The sequence below is a fragment of the Pigmentiphaga sp. genome, assembly GCF_019689535.1.
GTDB lineage: Bacteria > Pseudomonadota > Gammaproteobacteria > Burkholderiales > Burkholderiaceae_B > Pigmentiphaga.
The window spans coordinates 1-16,549 of the sequence record NZ_JADGHH010000002.1; the positions used below are offsets into that span (position 1 = coordinate 1).

The 16,549-nt window shown below is 66.1% G+C and carries 14 protein-coding genes and 1 pseudogene; 12 read left to right on the forward strand and 3 right to left on the reverse strand.

Annotation, left to right across the window (positions count from 1 at the left end):
* Positions 1 to 166: 166 nt before the first annotated feature.
* A complete protein-coding gene (locus IRZ12_RS00290) occupies positions 167 to 913 on the reverse strand; it encodes a MaoC/PaaZ C-terminal domain-containing protein (RefSeq protein ID WP_296462792.1) in 747 nt (248 codons plus the stop codon).
* Here IRZ12_RS00290 and IRZ12_RS00295 point away from each other — a divergent pair.
* The 11 genes from IRZ12_RS00295 to IRZ12_RS00345 all read left to right on the forward strand — a co-directional run bounded on the left by IRZ12_RS00295 (position 903) and on the right by IRZ12_RS00345 (position 11,253).
* A complete protein-coding gene (locus IRZ12_RS00295) occupies positions 903 to 1,574 on the forward strand; it encodes a tripartite tricarboxylate transporter substrate-binding protein (RefSeq protein WP_296462795.1) in 672 nt (223 codons plus the stop codon). The two genes, IRZ12_RS00290 and IRZ12_RS00295, sit on opposite strands and share 11 nt — an antisense overlap.
* Positions 1,575 to 1,650: 76 nt before the next feature.
* Entirely contained in the window at positions 1,651 to 2,340 is a 690-nt protein-coding gene (locus tag IRZ12_RS00300; protein WP_296462797.1) for a response regulator transcription factor, read from the forward strand.
* A gap of 15 nt (positions 2,341 to 2,355) precedes the next feature.
* A complete protein-coding gene (locus tag IRZ12_RS00305; RefSeq protein WP_296462801.1) occupies positions 2,356 to 3,828 on the forward strand; it encodes a sensor histidine kinase in 1,473 nt (490 codons plus the stop codon).
* A gap of 340 nt (positions 3,829 to 4,168) precedes the next feature.
* On the forward strand, positions 4,169 to 5,794 hold the full coding sequence (locus IRZ12_RS00310; RefSeq protein WP_296462914.1) for an MFS transporter: 1,626 nt from the start codon (positions 4,169 to 4,171) through the stop codon (positions 5,792 to 5,794).
* A gap of 173 nt (positions 5,795 to 5,967) precedes the next feature.
* Complete coding sequence (locus IRZ12_RS00315; protein WP_367181566.1) at positions 5,968 to 6,717, forward strand: ABC transporter ATP-binding protein; 750 nt, start codon at positions 5,968 to 5,970, stop codon at positions 6,715 to 6,717.
* Positions 6,718 to 6,731: 14 nt separating this feature from the next.
* Positions 6,732 to 7,634 carry an efflux RND transporter periplasmic adaptor subunit gene (locus IRZ12_RS00320; protein ID WP_296462807.1) on the forward strand — a complete coding sequence of 301 codons (903 nt, stop codon included), beginning with the start codon at positions 6,732 to 6,734 and terminating at the stop codon, positions 7,632 to 7,634.
* A 9-nt stretch (positions 7,635 to 7,643) separates the two neighbouring features.
* Positions 7,644 to 8,399: an MtnX-like HAD-IB family phosphatase gene (locus IRZ12_RS00325; RefSeq protein ID WP_296462810.1), complete on the forward strand. Its 756-nt coding sequence runs from the start codon at positions 7,644 to 7,646 to the stop codon at positions 8,397 to 8,399.
* Between the two features lie 23 nt (positions 8,400 to 8,422).
* Complete coding sequence (locus IRZ12_RS00330) at positions 8,423 to 9,283, forward strand: alpha/beta fold hydrolase (RefSeq protein ID WP_296462812.1); 861 nt, start codon at positions 8,423 to 8,425, stop codon at positions 9,281 to 9,283.
* Positions 9,280 to 9,636: an EamA family transporter gene (locus IRZ12_RS00335; protein WP_296462815.1), complete on the forward strand. Its 357-nt coding sequence runs from the start codon at positions 9,280 to 9,282 to the stop codon at positions 9,634 to 9,636. The genes IRZ12_RS00330 and IRZ12_RS00335 overlap by 4 nt, the downstream gene beginning before the upstream one ends.
* Complete coding sequence (locus tag IRZ12_RS00340) at positions 9,636 to 10,043, forward strand: EamA family transporter (RefSeq protein WP_296462818.1); 408 nt, start codon at positions 9,636 to 9,638, stop codon at positions 10,041 to 10,043. Before IRZ12_RS00335 ends, IRZ12_RS00340 begins: the two co-directional genes overlap by 1 nt.
* Complete coding sequence (locus tag IRZ12_RS00345; RefSeq protein ID WP_296462821.1) at positions 10,030 to 11,253, forward strand: DegT/DnrJ/EryC1/StrS family aminotransferase; 1,224 nt, start codon at positions 10,030 to 10,032, stop codon at positions 11,251 to 11,253. The genes IRZ12_RS00340 and IRZ12_RS00345 overlap by 14 nt, the downstream gene beginning before the upstream one ends.
* A 20-nt stretch (positions 11,254 to 11,273) precedes the next feature.
* Here IRZ12_RS00345 and IRZ12_RS00350 read toward each other — a convergent pair whose 3' ends face one another.
* On the reverse strand, positions 11,274 to 11,744 hold the full coding sequence (locus IRZ12_RS00350; protein WP_296462824.1) for a DUF1854 domain-containing protein: 471 nt from the start codon (positions 11,742 to 11,744) through the stop codon (positions 11,274 to 11,276).
* Positions 11,741 to 13,972 carry an ABC transporter ATP-binding protein gene (locus IRZ12_RS00355; protein WP_296462917.1) on the reverse strand — a complete coding sequence of 744 codons (2,232 nt, stop codon included), beginning with the start codon at positions 13,970 to 13,972 and terminating at the stop codon, positions 11,741 to 11,743. The genes IRZ12_RS00350 and IRZ12_RS00355 overlap by 4 nt, the downstream gene beginning before the upstream one ends.
* A gap of 376 nt (positions 13,973 to 14,348) precedes the next feature.
* Between IRZ12_RS00355 and cphA the strand changes: the two are divergent.
* A pseudogene (gene cphA, locus IRZ12_RS00360) lies at positions 14,349 to 16,496 on the forward strand (cyanophycin synthetase); the annotation flags it as partial.
* Positions 16,497 to 16,549 lie beyond the last annotated feature (53 nt).

Sequence of the window (16,549 nt, forward strand, 5' to 3'; positions counted from 1 at the left end):
GTTCTGGGCTGCGGCAGCCGCCTTGGAAGCTTTGGTGTCGTCCATTCTGGGATCCTTGGGTTGATGGGCGAATTATGGCACTGCCAGATACTGTATAAAAAAACAGTATGACATCGCAAGGCCCAAGGCCAATTAACAACGGTTCCGGATGTCCCGCGCCCCTCACTCAATAACCCGCCTGCGAGTACACGGCAGCCGCGCGCCGGTAAACCATCAAGGCGCGGCGGAAGCGATTGACCATTTCGCCGCGCTGGTTCCTCGCCTCGGTCAGCACCGTCACCACGCCTCGGTCGGGACGCGAGCCGGAAGGCCGCGCCCCTTCCACCGTGGACCGCGCCTCGAGGGTGTCGCCCGGCATGAGGTCGACGCCGAACTCCACGTCGGTCCAGCCCAGGTTCACGGACACGCGGCCAAAGGTGCGGGTGGAAAGCGCCACCGCCACGGCGACTCCCCACGTCTGGGGAACGACGGGCGCAGGCAAGCCGATCGCGTGCGCGAACGCGTAATCGTGGCTCTGGGGCTGCCACTCCATCGACCGCAAGGCATGCAGCGTGGCTTCCTCGGCCAGCAAGGTCTTGCGGGGAGCATGGATGATGGTTTCCCCGCGCCTCAGGTCTTCGAAAAACAGCCCCGTCTGCTCGACCCAGGCTCCGTCGTCGCGCTGCACGTGCGACAGGAAACGCTCCTCCGTCGCCGGCCGCGCATCCGGTACCCTGTCCGGGCCTGTTGTGCTGCGCCACAGCTCGACGACATAGCGCAGCTCCGCCACCTGTTCGCCCCGCTGGTTGAAGCCGCGCGTCAACAGGCTGGCCCGCCCCGACTCCGCATCGACTGGCTCGGCGGCGAGTACCTCGGTTTCGGCGTAGAGCGTGTCGCCGCCGAACACGGGACGCGTCAGCGCAATGCTGGACATCGACGCAATGCTGCCCTATGACGTCGGGCGGGATTTCCGGCCGGTGACGCTGCTCGCCGCCACCGGCATGCTCATGGTGGTGAACGCCCAATTCCCCGCCACGACGCTGCCGGAAGTCATCACCCATCTCAAAGCGCATCCGGGCGAATACAGCTACGGCTCGCCAGGCACGGGCTCAACCAGCCACCTGAGCATGGAGATCTTCAAGCAGCTTGCCGGCGTGGACGTCGTTCACGCCCCCTACAAGGGCAGCGCACCGGCGCTCACCGACCTGATCGGCGGCTCGATCAAGCTCATGATCGACGCTATGCCGCAGGTCAAGGCCGGCAGAGTCCGCGCCATCGCGATCACGAGCAACGACGAACCGTCCACCATCATGCCCGAAGTACCGCTCGCCAGCGCCGCAGGCCTGAAAGGGCTGCCCGGGCGTGCCTGGTACGGCATGCTGGCTCCCAAGGCCACGCCCACCGACATCATCGACAAGATCGCCGCCGACGTCGAAAGCGTGCTGCGGTCTCCGGAGATCGCCGCCAAGCTGCCGCAGCTGGGCTTGGAGCCGGTCAAGCCGATGACGCCCGCCGAGTTCGGCCGTTTTCTCGACAAGGAAATGGCGTACTGGGTCGACGCCACGCGACGCACCGGCATGTACCAGGTGGAATAGCGCTAGTGACTCCGCCCACCGGCTGAGAGAAAATGGGGAGGGCCGCGACGCCAAAGCCCGACGCTACAATCCTCCCATGCGCATCCTCATCGCCGAAGACGACAACATCCTTGCCGACGGCCTGTCCCGCTCGCTGCGGCAGGGAGGCTACGCGGTCGATGCCGTGCACGACGGCGTGGAGGCGGACTCCGCCCTCGCTGCGCAGCCGTTCGACCTGCTGATCCTGGACCTCGGCCTGCCCCGCCTCTCGGGCATCGAAGTGCTGCGCCGCCTGCGCGCCCGCAACTCGCACCTGCCAGTGCTCATACTCACGGCAGCCGATAGCGTCGAGCAGCGCGTCAAGGGGCTGGACCTGGGCGCCGACGATTACATGGCCAAGCCGTTCGCGCTTTCAGAGCTCGAGGCGCGCGTGCGTGCCCTGACGCGACGCGGCGCGGGCGGCGGGCCGACCGTGCTGCGCCATGGGCGGCTGTCCTTCGACCAGGTCGGGCGCGTCGTTTCCATCGACGACCAGGTCGTGGAGTTGTCGGCGCGCGAGGTCAGCCTCCTCGAGGTGCTCTTGGCGCGCAGCGGGCGCATGGTCAGCAAGAAACAGTTGGTGGACCACCTCTGCGAATGGGGCGAAGAAGTCAGCACCAACGCCATCGAAGTGTACGTACACCGGCTGCGCAAGAAGCTGGAGCCGGGCGACGTGAAGATCGCGACGGTGCGCGGCCTGGGGTATTGCCTGGAACGCGACCCTGCCGCCCAGCGCGGCGCCGGCTGACCCCTCGCGCCGCGCATGGACGACGACCGCAGGGGCCTGACGCCCGTCCCGGCTCTCGAACGGCCGGCCCGGTCGCTGTTCGGCGAAATCCTGGATTGGATGCTGGTGCCGTTGTTCCTGCTGTGGCCGATCAGCGTGGCCATCACTTACGTCGTGGCCCAGTCGATCGCCGTGGCGCCCTACGATCGCGCCCTTGCCAACACCGTCTTGGCGCTGGCCCAACAGGTCCAGGACGTCAATGGCCGGGCCCGCCTGCAACTGCCGGATTCCGCCCGCGAGATGCTGCGCGCCGACGAAACCGACAGCGTTTTTTACCTAGTGCTGGGCAGCAAGGGTGAATACCTGGGCGGCGACCGCGAATTGCCCCTGCCTTCCCTGGAGCATCCGCTGCCGGGGATCGTGCAGTACCGGGATGACGTCATGCGTGGCTTTGCGGTGCGGGTCGCCTACACATGGGTGGCGCTACCGACGTCGCCAGGCGCGCAGCCGGCGCTGGTGCAAGTGGCCGAAACCCTGGAAAAGCGCTCGCAGCTGGCCAACGAGATCATCAAGGGCGTGATCCTGCCCCAGGTCGTCGTGCTGCCCCTGGCCGTGGTGCTCGTGTGGTTCGGGCTCTCGCGCGGCATCGCGCCCCTGGGCAAGCTGCAGGAACGGCTGCGGGCGCGCCGCCCGGACGACCTTTCGCCCATCGACGAGCGCGAAGTGCCGCAGGAGATCGCCCCATTGGTCCGGGCCATGAATGAGCTGCTGCAGCGCTTGTCGGCCAACGTGGCGGCGCAAAAGCGCTTCGTGGCCGACGCCGCGCACCAGATGAAGACGCCGCTCGCCGGCATCCGCACCCAGGCCGAGCTGGCGCTGCGCAATGATAGTCCCGAGGACATGCAGGCCAGCCTGCGCCACCTCATCGCCGGCGCGGAACGCGCCACGCGGCTGGTCAACCAGTTGCTCTCGCTCGCCCGCGCCGAGGATACCGGCAGCCCGCTCGACACCTCGATCCGCGTGGATCTCCAGGCGATCGCCAGCGAGCAGACGCAAAACCGGGTGCAGGAAGCACTGGCCAAGGGCATAGACCTCGGGCTGGAAGGTTCCGAGACGCCGGTCGAGGTCTCGGGCAATGCCTTGCTGCTCGCCGAGATGATCAGCAACCTCATTGACAACGCACTGCGCTATGCGCCAAGCGGCGCCGTGACCGTCCGCGTGACCGACGACGAAAAAGGCCCCCTGCTCGAGGTCGAAGACTCGGGCCCGGGCATTCCGGCCGAAGAGCGCGAGCTCGTCTTCGACCGCTTCTACCGCATTCTCGGCTCGGAGGCCGCTGGCAGCGGGCTGGGCCTGGCCATCGTGCGGGAAATCGCACAACGCCACCGGGCTGTGCTGTCGATCTCGGACAACCCGCGCAGCACGGCCCCGGGCATGCCCGGCACGCGCATCAGTGTCCGGTTTCCGCCCCACTCCGGTGGGCGGGCAGAAAATGCCATGACGGCGTAAGGCCTTCCCTCCGCCGGCGTGATGGCATGGGCGCCCTGGCTGGCCGCCCGGCGCCGGTTGCCACGCTCCTGTGCCCGCGAAGACATCCCGCAGGGGCCGGCGCTTCCCTTCCCCGTTGGGGGAAACAGACATTCCTCACCATTCGGTGAAAATTCAGCCTAGCGTCAGCAATCCGTCAGTTTCGCGTCAGTGAGTATTTCTACCCTGAAATTTGAGTCCGGGCCTCGACGTCCGGGCCAAACTGCAATAACACCCTCAAGGCAGTACCTCACCGAGGAGACACCCATTCATGAGCTCCACCGCCAGCAGTACCGGGGCGCCCGTTCCGGCGTCACGCCCCATGACCAAGGAAGAGCGACGCGTGATTTTTGCCTCTTCGCTCGGCACGGTATTCGAGTGGTATGACTTCTATCTATATGGATCACTTGCCGCCATCATTGCGCGGCAATTTTTTTCTGGGGTCAACGAAACAGCAGCCTTCATCTTCGCACTGCTCGCATTCGCCGCCGGGTTCGCCGTGCGGCCCTTCGGGGCGCTGGTGTTCGGGCGGCTGGGTGACCTGGTCGGCCGCAAGTACACCTTCCTCATCACCATCCTGATCATGGGGTTCTCGACCTTCCTGGTCGGCGTTCTCCCTTCGTACGCCACGCTAGGCATCGCTGCGCCCATCATCCTCATCGTGCTGCGGCTCGCCCAGGGCTTGGCGCTGGGCGGCGAATACGGCGGCGCGGCCACCTACGTCGCCGAGCATGCACCGCACGGCAAACGGGGAGCGTATACCAGTTGGATCCAGACCACCGCGACGCTGGGCCTGTTCCTGTCCTTGCTGGTCATCCTAGGCGTGCGCACGGCCACGGGGGAAGAAGCCTTCGCCGCCTGGGCCTGGCGCATCCCGTTCCTGGTGTCCATCGTCCTGCTGGGCATATCGGTGTGGATACGGCTGCGGCTGAACGAATCGCCGGCCTTCCAGCGCATGAAGGCCGAAGGCAAGCAGTCCAAGGCGCCGCTGACGGAGTCTTTCGCCCGCTGGGGCAACCTGAAGATCGTGCTGCTGGCGCTGTTCGGCCTGACCGCCGGGCAAGCGGTGGTGTGGTACACCGGCCAGTTCTACTCCCTCTTCTTCCTGACCCAAACCCTGAAGGTAGACGGCTCCACGGCCAACATCCTGGTCGCGCTCGCCCTGCTCATCGGCACGCCCTTCTTCGTGATCTTCGGCTCGCTCTCCGACCGCATCGGCCGCAAGCCCATCATCATGGCCGGCTGCCTGATCGCGGCGCTCGCCTACTTCCCGCTGTTCAAGGCGCTTACGCACTACGCCAACCCGGCGCTGGAGGCCGCGCAGGAAAAGTCGCCGGTCGTGGTGGTGGCTGATCCCAAGACCTGCTCCTTCCAGTTCAACCCGGTCGGGACGGCCCAGTTCGTCAGCTCCTGCGACCAGCTGAAGTCCTTCCTCGCCTCCAACGCGGTGAACTACAGCAACGAGGCCGCGCCGCCGGGAACCCTGGCGCACGTGAAGATCGGCGACACGGTGATCCAGTCGTTCGAGGGCGCCGGCCTGCCGGCCGCCGAATTGAAAGCCCGCAGCGATGAGCTCCGGGCGCGGCTGACGGCGGAGATCCGCAACCACGGCTATCCGGCCAAGGCGGACCCGGCCCAGATGAACAAGCCCATGCTGGTGCTACTGCTCACGCTGCTGGTGATCCTGGTGACCATGGTGTACGGCCCCATCGCGGCGATGCTGGTGGAACTGTTCCCCACCCGGATCCGCTATACCTCGATGAGCCTGCCCTATCACATCGGCAACGGCTGGTTCGGTGGTTTCCTGCCCACCACGTCGTTCGCCATCGTGGCTGCCACGGGCAACATCTATAACGGCCTGTGGTACCCGATTGTCATCGCGCTCATGAGCCTGGTGGTCGGAACACTCTTCATCCGCGAAACGAAAGACAACCGCCTGGAGGCTTGATCTATCCAATAGGCGAGGGGCAAGACACCCCCGCCTACCGCGCGGCGCCTGTACAACAATTCCTCCCGGGCGCCGCGCCCGCCTTCCCGTCCTCCCACGTCTTGGGTTATCGTACGGTTGGTTACAACCCCGATGCGTGCGGGGTTTTGTTTTATCAGCCGTGGAGACTTGCCATGCGGGCAAACGAGCCCCGGACCCCTCATCGCCCCCAGGGGAGCGCGCCGAGCCTCGTTGCTGAGTCTCTCAGCAAATCCTTTCTGTCCGGTAATGTTCGAGAACGGATCCTGCGCGACTTGTCAGTTAGCATTATGCTCGGCGAGCTCACCCTGATCTCCGGGCCTTCCGGCTGCGGCAAGAGTACCTTGCTGGCCATCCTGAGCGGCATGCTCCGCCCGGATTCCGGCACGGTTCGCGCTCTCGGACAAGACCTCGATTCGCTACAGCCGCGAGAGCTCGAACGATTCCGGCTCATGCATACCGGCTTCGTCTTCCAAGGGTTCAACCTTTTCCCGGCGCTCACTGCCCTCGAACAGGTTATGTTGCCTTTGCGCTACATCGGCCTGAATGCGGACCGCGCCAAGGAACGGGCCTGGTCGGCGCTCGAAGAGGTGGGCATGGAAGGGCGGGCCGGGCTGCGCCCTGCAGGCCTGTCGGGCGGCGAGCAGCAGCGCGTCGCCATTGCGCGCGCGCTCGCCAAGGAACCCGAGTTGCTTTTCGCTGATGAACCCACTAGCGCGCTCGATGCCAAGAACGGCATGAAAGTCATCGACATCCTGCACCGCATCGCCCGCCGGCACGGGGCCACGGTTTTGTGCGTCAGCCACGACCCTCGCCTGATCAGCCACGCGGACCGCGTCCTGACCATGGAAGACGGCCGCATCCTGGACGATCGCCGCACTGAGGCCGAGGCGGCCGCCATTTAGGAATTTGTGATTACGTGACTACGCTGTTTTCGTCCTTCGGCCTTGGAGTCCTCACGATATCGGCTGCTAGCCTGATGATGACGGGATGTTCCCGCCAACAGGAGCCCACGCAGAGCATGGCGGAACAACCGGCCTACGTCGCCGTCGCGCGGGGCCGCGTCGACGTCGAAGGCGGCCTGGTGCGCGTCGGCGCGGCGGTGGACGGGACGGTCATGCGCGTGCACGTGCGCGACGGCGACCAGGTCAAGAAGGGTCAAACGCTGATCGAACTCAATCCCGCCGCCGCGCAGTTGGCCGTGGACGCCGCCGAAGCAGAACTGCGGCAAGCCCAGGCGCAGGAACGCGTCCTGCGCGCCCGCCTGCCCGGCCTGCAGGAGCGAGCCCGGCGCCTGGCCGAAGCGGCCGCCGGCGGCGCGATAGACGGCCAGGCCGCCGATGACGCCCGGCACGAAGTCGTCCGGTCCGAAGCGGAGGTTGCTGCCTCCCAGGCGGCCGTCGACGTCGCGCGCCAGAAACTGCGCGCCGCGCAATGGACGCTCGAGCGCCAGCAGGTGCGCGCCCCCGTCGACGGCGAAGTGGTCGGACTGAATGCCCAGGTCGGCAATGCCGTCGCGGCCCAGACGGAGCTATTGCGGCTGCTGCCCAAGGGCCGGCTGGTCGTCCGCGCAGAAGTCAACGAAGCCTATGTCGCTCCGCTGAAAAAAGGCATGCAGGCCGAAATCGTGGTCGAGGCCGCACCCGGCAATCCCCCGATAGCCGCTCGCCTCGAACGCATAGGCAGCGTCTTCCAGGTGATGGCGCCCAGCGACGATCCACAGGAACGGATCAGCCGCCGGGGCGTCGAATGCCTGTTGTCAATAGAAAATCCCGATAAGCTGCGTGTCGGCCAACGGGTACTGGTTCGTTTCCTTCCCTAAAGGCTTGTCATGTTGCTTAGTCAGTACGTCGCCGAGAACCAGCCTGGAGCCGAGTGGATCGTCTTGTGCGATTTCGACGGCACCATCTCGAAACGGGACGTCACCGACACCTTGCTGGAGCATTTCGGCAAGCCGGGATGGGAAGACCTGGAAGCCGCGTGGGAGCGCGGAGAAATCGGTTCGCGCGAGTGCATGGCCAAGCAGATCGCGCTCATCGACGCCAGCCGCGAAGAACTGGACGAATTGGTGGCCGGCATCGAGATCGATCCGCACTTTCCCGCCTTCGTAGCACGCGCGCGGGAGCTTGGCACGCCCGTGCACGTCGTGAGCGACGGCCTTGCCTCGGTGATCACTGCCATCCTGGATCGCCACGGGCTGGCCGACCTGCCGGTCGTGGCGAACCGCTTCGAACAAACCGGCCCGCGCAGCTGGCAGTTGGCCTTTCCCTACGCGGATGGCGCCTGCCGCAAGGCGAGCGGCACTTGCAAATGCTCATACGGCTCCGTCGTGCGCACCGCCCACGACAAGATCCTCTACGTGGGTGATGGTGCCTCGGATTTCTGCGTGTCCGGCACGGTCGACCTGGTGCTCGCCAAGCACCGCCTGATCGAACATTGCCGCGAGCACGGGCTGGTCCACATTCCCATCGCGGGCTTCGACGAAGCACGCAATGCGCTCGATTTCATCCTGAGCGGTCAGCTGCACGCCATCGCGCAGCCTCCGCGTGGATTCGCGACATCGTCCGCCGCGGCCAGCACGGCTTGACGGCGGGCGCCACGACACATCTCATGATCAAAGCTGCGGATTATTATTTGAAGGGCGGCCGGGCCGGCGTGCTGCTCATTCACGGATTGACCGGCACCCCCAATGAAATGCGAACGGTCGGCAAGGGGCTGCACCGAGCCGGCTTCACCGTGTACGGCATGCAACTCGCAGGGCACTGCGGGGACGTCGAAGACCTCGTGCGCACGGGCTGGAAAGACTGGTACGCCAGCGTGCTGGAAGCAGTGGACCGGCTGCGCCAGGACGTCGACCACTGCTTCGTGGCCGGGTTGTCCATGGGCGCCGTGCTCGCCCTCAAGGCGGCGGCCGACAGGCCCGATGACATCGACGGCGTCGGCGTCTACGGCGCCACGTTCCGCTACGACGGGTGGAACATCCCGTGGTACCGGTGCTTTTCCTTCCTGCTGCCCTGGTTCAAGCGCTTCAACCTCTTTCAAGACCGGGTCTTCGAAGAAGAGCCGCCCTACGGGCTGAAAGACGAGCGCCTGCGCGCCTCGATTTCGTCCAGCATGCTCAGTGGCGACAGCGCCGAGGCAGGCTTGCCCGGCAACCCGTTCCCCTCCCTGGCCGAGCTGATCCAGTTGTCGGCCACGGTACGCAAGGAGCTGCACAAGGTCCGCTGCCCCTGCTTGATTATTCATGCAGCCGAAGACGACATGGCGAGCGTCAGCAACGCCCATCTGGTCATGAAGCGCGTGAGCGGACCGACCAAACTGGTGCTCTTGCACGACAGCTATCACATGATCACCGTGGATCGCGAGCGGCGCGAGGTCATCCGCGAGTCGGTCGAGTTCTTCTCCAACATCGCCGCGCAGCGCAAGCACTCGGTCGAGGCGCAAGGCGTCCGGCTGGCCGCAGCACGATGACGCCGCTCGTCGCCCTGCTCTGGACGCTCAACGTCCTGGTGGACACTGGCGGCCAGCTCGCCTTCAAGGCCGCCGCCACCACTCCCGCGAGCGGGACCGGGCTGCAATACTGGCGCCAGCTGGCAAGACGGCCCTGGATCTGGATAGGCATAAGCTGCTACGTATTCGAGTTCGTCGTCTGGCTCGCCTTTCTGTCGCTCGTTCCGCTCTCAGAGGGCGTGCTGCTGGGTTCGATCAACATCGTTGCCATCATGATCGCCGGTCGCTTCTTCTTCCATGAGCGCCTGACGCCGCTGCGGGTCGCGGGCATCGTGCTGATTGCCATCGGCGTTGCCGTAGTGGGGCTGCCCTGATGCATCGCTTCTATCTCATCGGATTCGGCCTGCTGATGGCGTTCGACACCCTGGCGCAGATCAGCTTCAAGTACGCAGCCAACCAGGCCATGCCGCTCGCCGCGGACCTAGACTGGCTGCTGCGAGTATTCGGACAGCCCTGGATATACGGCGCGTTCATCGGATACATCGGCGCCTTCTTCACTTGGATGTCGCTGCTCAAGCGCGCTCCCATCGGCCCGGCCTTCGCCGCATCCCACCTCGAGGTCGTCACGGTCATGCTGGCGTCGGTATGGCTGTTCGACGAGCGCATCAGCGCCAGCCAGGCGTTCGGCGCGCTGCTCATCATCGGCGGCATCGTCTGCCTGGCCTTAGGCGAAGCGCAGGAAACCCGTAGCGCCGCGGAGCCCGGCCGTGCAGACCCCTAGCGTGCACCGCGCCGGCATCGAGGTTCCGCCTACCGCGGGCCTGCCGCTGCGCTGGCGCGACCTGCTTCCGGGCGGGCCAGCCGACCTGGAAGCCTGGCTCGCCGCCTGGCTACGCGTGCCGGCACTGCAGCTGGAATGCTCGGGCACGGCCTGCCTCATCGTGGCGCTGCGGACGCTGGCCGCCCGCAGCCCGCGCAAGACCGTGGTGCTCCCCGCCTACACCTGCCCACTGGTGGCACTGGCGGTTCACCACTGCGGGTTGCGAATGCGCTTGTGCGACTTGGCGCCGGATCATTTCGATTTCGATCCTGGGGCGCTGGAGAGCGCCTGCGATGACGATACGCTCGCCATCGTCGTCACGCACTTGGCAGGCCGGGTCGCAGACGTCGAATTCGCGCGGCGCTGCGCCGAGAAATGCGGCGCCGCCCTCATCGAAGACGCAGCCCAGGCGCTGGGCGCGCGCAGGGCGGGACAAAGCGTCGGCCTGGACGGCGACATCGGTTTCTTCAGCCTGGCCGCCGGCAAGGGGCTCAGCATTTTCGAAGGCGGCTTGCTGGTGGCCCGCGATCCCGCGCTGCGCCGCGCCTTGCAAGCGACCAGCGACCGCGTCGTCGGCCGTCACCTGGGATGGGAGCTGCGGCGCTGCCTGGAACTCATGGGCTACGCGGCGCTTTATGGGCCGCGCGGCATGCGGCTCGCCTACGGCCGGCCGCAGCGCGCAGCCCTGCGCGCCGGCGATCCCGTCCGGGCGGCAGGAGATGACTTTTCCTTCGACATTCCGGTTCACCGCGTAGGAGCGTGGCGCCGCGCGGTCGGGGCCAAGGCGGCAAGGCGGTTGCCTGCCTTTCTCGACCAGGCCACTGGGCGCGCCGCGCAGCGGCTTGCGCGCCTGCAAAGCCTGTCCGGCGTGACAGTGCTGCAGGACAGACCGGGAGAGCAAGGCGTCTGGCCGTTCTTCATGCTGGTCCTGCCCGATGCTGACACCCGTGCGCGCGCACTGGAGCGGCTCTGGGGCACCGGCCTGGGAGTCGGCCCGCTATTCGTCCACACCCTGCCCGACTACGATTACCTGCGCCCCATCGTCCCGGACGCCCCGCTTCCCCACGCCCGCGATTTCGCCGCGCGTACGCTAAGCGTCACTAACAGTCACTGGCTGGACGAGGAGCTTTTCGGCGCGGTCTGCCACGCCTTGGAATCGGCCTTGCGCTAACCGTCCCGCCGCGCCCGGCTTCAAAGAAAGCGGTCCAAGATCCGCCGGCTGTTCCTGTCAAGGCGCTCCAGGTCCCGTATGAGGAAGTGAATGCCGTGGCCATCGGAAATGAGCAGCTTGGACGACGAAATGCGCCGGATGTCTTGCTCGCTCTTGAGCCAGAGCTGCGTCTCGCCGCGATGTGTCTCGACCGTCCAGGTGGTGGGGGTGATGTAGCTGGCCACGCTCACGATGCGCAGGATCTCGGGCATGAACTCGCGACGGCCGAGCTCTTCCCGAATCAGGCGGGCGACATCGCCGGGCAAGTCGGCAAGGCGGGATATCCATGCCACCTCGTGCCCCCCTGGCCCGACCAGGGAGATGTGCTCTGATTCGGCATGGATGGGGAAGGCGCGAACCGGCACTACTTCTTCCGCCTGGCCGCCCTCCGCAGGGGTGTACACCAGCTTGCCGAAAGCGTTGCGGCTCAGGGTGAATGCGCCGTGTGTCATGCCTCTTCCCCGTCCGGTTCGTCGCTGGCTTCGGGATCGAGCTGCCGCATCTGCGCCTGGTGCAGGCGGTAATACGCTCCCCCCTTGGCGATGAGCTCCTCATGGCGGCCTTGCTCCACGATGCGGCCACGGTCCAACACCACCAGCCTGTCGGCGCGGCGCAAGGTGCTGAGCCGGTGCGCGACGGCAATCGTCGTCCGCCCCCGTACCAGGTTGTCCAGGGCTTTCTGGATCTCCTGTTCGGTCGACGTATCGACCGAAGAGGTCGCCTCGTCGAGGATCAGGATGCGGGGATCGATGAGCAGGGCGCGAGCGATGGAGATCCGCTGGCGCTCGCCGCCCGACAGCGCCTGCCCTCGCTCGCCCACCAGCGAATCATAGCCGTGGGGCAGGCGCAGGATGAACTCGTGCGCGTGGGCGGCACGCGCGGCGGCGACGATCTCCTCGCGCGTCGCATCCGGCTTGCCGTACGCGATGTTCTCGGCCACCGTGCCAAAGAAAAGGAACGGTTCCTGCAGCACTACGCCGATGTTGTGCCGGTACGCCGAAAGCGACAGCGAACGGATGTCCACCCCGTCCACCTCGATCGCCCCCTGGGACACGTCGTAGAAGCGGCAGATGAGGTTGACGAGGGTGCTCTTGCCGGACCCACTGTGCCCCACCAGCCCGATCATCTCGCCCGGCGCTATGTCCAGGTCGATGCCTCGCAGCACCGTTCGCGTGCCGTAGCGGAACCCCACGTCTCGCAGCCGGATCCGTCCCTGAAGCTGCTTGATCGGAATAGGATGGGCCGGTTCCGGGACACTGGATACGCGGTCCAGGATGTCAAAGATCCGCTTGGCGCCCGCCGCTGCCTTTTGCGTCACCGAAACAATGCGGCTCATGGAATCGAGGCGGATGTAAAAGCGGCTGATGTAGGCCAGGAACGCTGCCAGTACGCCGACCGAAATGCGATGGTTGGCGATCTGCCAGATGCCGAATATCCAGACCACCAGCAGGCCGACTTCCGTGAGCAGCACGACCGTGGGAGAAAACATCGACCACACCGTATTGACCCGGTCGTTGACGACGAGATTGTGGTTATTGGCTTCGCGAAAGCGTGCCACTTCCCGCTTCTCCTGCGCAAAGGCCTTGACCACCCGAATGCCCGGAATGGTGTCGGCCAGCACGTTCGTGATCTCGGCCCAGTTGCGGTCCACCTTCTCGAAGCCATGGCGCAGCTTGTCCCGCACTAGGTGGATGAGCCAGGCGATGAAGGGCAGCGGAAGCAGCGTGACCAGCGCCAGCCACGGATCAATGGAAACCAAGATGGCCGCGGTCATCAGGATCATCAGCACATCGGTGGCGAAATCCAGCAGGTGCAGCGACAGGAACACGCAAATGCGGTCCGTTTCGTTGCCAATGCGCGCCATCAAATCCCCGGTGCGCTTGCCGCCGAAATACTCCAGCGACAGCTGCTGCAAATGCTCGTACGCCGTCGTCCGCAGGTCCGCCCCGATGCGCTCGCTGACCCAGGCCAAGAGATAGGTGCGCGACCACCCCAGCCCCCACGCTAGAACCGCCGCACCAAGCAAGCCGGATAGATACAACGCGGCCAGCTCATAGTCGATGGGCTTGCCGTTCTGGAACGGAATCAGCACCTCGTCCATCAGCGGCATGGTGAGATAAGGCGGCACCAGCGCGGCGGCGGTGGAAAGAATCGTCAGGATGAAGCCGGCGAACAGCCGTCCCCGGTATGGGCGCGCGAAACGACGCAGCCTCAACAGGGCCCAACCTTTGTCGGCCGCGGGAGCATCCGCTTCGCACGCTGGGCAGCGCGTCTGGTGTGCAGGCAGTGGCGCTTGGCAGCTCGGGCAGGCGGCCTCCGGCCGGGCAGCCACCTCGCCCCGCGCCAAGGCCTGCAATTGCCTGTCGAACTGTTCGACGAACCGCACCACGCCCGCATGCTGGGCCATGGTGGTTCGCCACTGCGCCCGGCGTTCGCTCGGCGTGAGCAGCTCCAGCGTCACGACGCCTGCGTGGTCGGACAGCGCCAGCTTCAGGTCCTGCGCCAGCGGCCAATCCGTCCAGCCCGATGCCGTCCCCGACAAGAGCCGGCTCTCGGTCAACACCAGTATGCCGCGGGCATAGCGCAGCTCGGTGTCGAGGTCCAGCTCGACCCAGGCGCAGACGGACTCGTCCGCCGTCAGCTGCGGGGCGGAGGCGCCCAGCCAAGCATGCGGCAGCATGGCAAGCGTGGGGGGAAACGTCATCGACAGGCGGCCTGAACCGGCCCAGAAAGTATTACAATTTATGATTCGTGGAATTATGTCAGACTTCTGTAAGCATTAGCGCTGCGATCATTGTCGCGCGTCTGGAGGAGAAATGCGTTGTAGCGCCGCATCGCGGGGTTACCCTAGGCGCGCGCGCCGCCCTTGCTTGGCGTGCGGGCGGGCAATACATTTGCGCTCATCCACCCACATCACCGGATCGATCGAGTACGCCGCGAGAGCGTACGCAAACTTATTACTTCACCGGACACACCCGTCCCAACACTGCACGCATCGCATACCCGCCCATCTACCCGCTTGCGCACGCGGCGCCCGGCCCGACTCAACTCGCATCATGAATCGCAAACGCATTGAATTCCTCGATGTGCTGTCCCTGCGCGGGCCCAGCATGTGGACGTATCCACCCGTCCTCGAGGCTTGGATCGACATAGGGGATCTCGAAGACTATCCGTCCAATCGCATCCCCGGTTTTTACGAGCGCCTGGAGGCCTGGCTGCCGTCGTTGGTCGAACATCGCTGCAGCTATGGGGAGCGGGGAGGATTCCTGCGCCGGGTGCGCGAAGGCACCTGGCCGGGCCACATACTGGAGCACGTCACGCTGGAGCTCCAAAACCTGGCTGGCTTGCCCGGCGGATTCGGCAGGGCGCGCGAAGCCTCTCCCCGCGGCGTCTATCGCGTCGTCGTCAGCGCCTACCAGGAGGAGGTCACCCGGGCCGCGCTGTACGCCGCGCGCGACCTCATCATGGCGGCCATCGAAGACCGTCCCTTCGATGTCGGCGCCGCGGTCGATTCCCTGCGCGAGCTCGTCAACCGGCATTGGCTCGGGCCCAGCACGGCCAGCATTGTGTTTGCGGCGCAGGAGCGCTGCATCCCTTCCATTCGCCTGAACCAGGGCAATCTGGTCCAGCTCGGCTACGGCGCTGCCCAGCGCCGGATCTGGACCGCCGAGACCGACCGCACGAGTGCGGTCGCCGAAAGCATCGCCTGCGACAAAGACTTGACCCGTCGCCTGCTCCAGGCTTGCGGCGTGCCCGTTCCCGAAGGACGCATGGTGGAGAGCAAAGAAGATGCTTGGGAAGCCGCACAAGAGATCGGCCTGCCCGTGGCGGTCAAGCCCTGCGATGGCAACCATGGGCGCGGCGTCTTCCTCGACCTGCACACCCGGGAAGCCATCGAAACCGCCTTCGACGTAGCCATGCAGGAAGGCAGCGGCGTCATCGTCGAGCGCTTCATTCCCGGCAACGAGCACCGGCTTCTCGTCGTGGGCGACCGCATGGTCGCCGCGGCCCGCGGCAAGACTGCCGTGGTCGTCGGTGACGGAAAATCCACGATCCGGGAACTGATCGAGCTCCAGCTGAACTCGGATCCTCGGCGTGGCACCACCGAAGAACACCCGCTCAATCCCGTGACCCTCGATTCCGCCGCCCGCGTCGAACTGCAGCGCCAAGGCTATCACGCCGATTCCGTGCCGCCTGCAGGCGCGGAAGTGCTCATCCAGCGCAATGGCAACGTCGCTTTCGACGTGACCGACGAGGTGCACCCTTCGATCGCGGACCACGTGCGGCTCGCGGCACGCATCGTCGGCCTGGACATCGCCGGCGTGGACCTGGTGGCCGAAGACATTTCCCGTCCGTTGGAGGAACAGGGCGGCGCCATCGTCGAGGTCAACGCGGGGCCTGGACTGCTCATGCACCTCAAGCCCGCCGAAGGCAAGCCCAGGCCCGTGGGAAAAGCCATCGTGAATCACCTCTTCCCAGGCGACGCCGACGGCCGGATCCCGCTCGTGGGCGTCAGCGGCAGCCACGGCACGACCGAGATCGCGCACCGGGTGGCGCATTTCCTGCAGCTGGCGGGACGCCGCACGGCCCTCGCCTCTGGCCTGGGCCTCTACTTCGACCAACGCTGCGTCGACACCGCACCGGCCCGATGGGAGTCCGCGCGCCGGGCCTTGATGAACCCGATGATCGAAGCGGCCGTCATCGAAAACGGCGCGCGAGCCATCCTGACCGAAGGCCTGGCGTACGACCACTGCGAGGTGGGCATCGTGTCCGGCCTCGATCCCGCGCATACGCACCCCGACCTGTGCATCGTCGAGCCCGAACAGATCTACAGCGTACTGCGCACGCAGGTCGACGTGGTGCTGCCCCGGGGCCATGCAGTGCTCAACGCCGCCGATGAGCGGGTGGCCGAGATGGCAAGCCTATGCCCCGGCGGCATCGTGTTCTTCGCGCTCGACGGCGGCCTGCCGCGCATCGTCGAACACCGTGCCGGGGACGGACGGGCCGTTTTTCTACGCGGCGAAGCCATCGTGCTCGCGCAAGGGCAAGCGGAAACCGTGCTGGACGGCCTCGCCTCGGCGGGCGGGCTGAACAATCCACGCGACGGACGTGCGATCGCGAACGTGCTGGCCGCCGTCGCTGCCGGCTGGGCGCTCGGCCTGTCCCTCGATTGCCTGCGCGCCGGCGTCGAAACGTTCAGCATGTCGACCGGGCCAGCGACTGCGGCCTGAGGCAAAGGAAAGACGCCCGGCGCGGA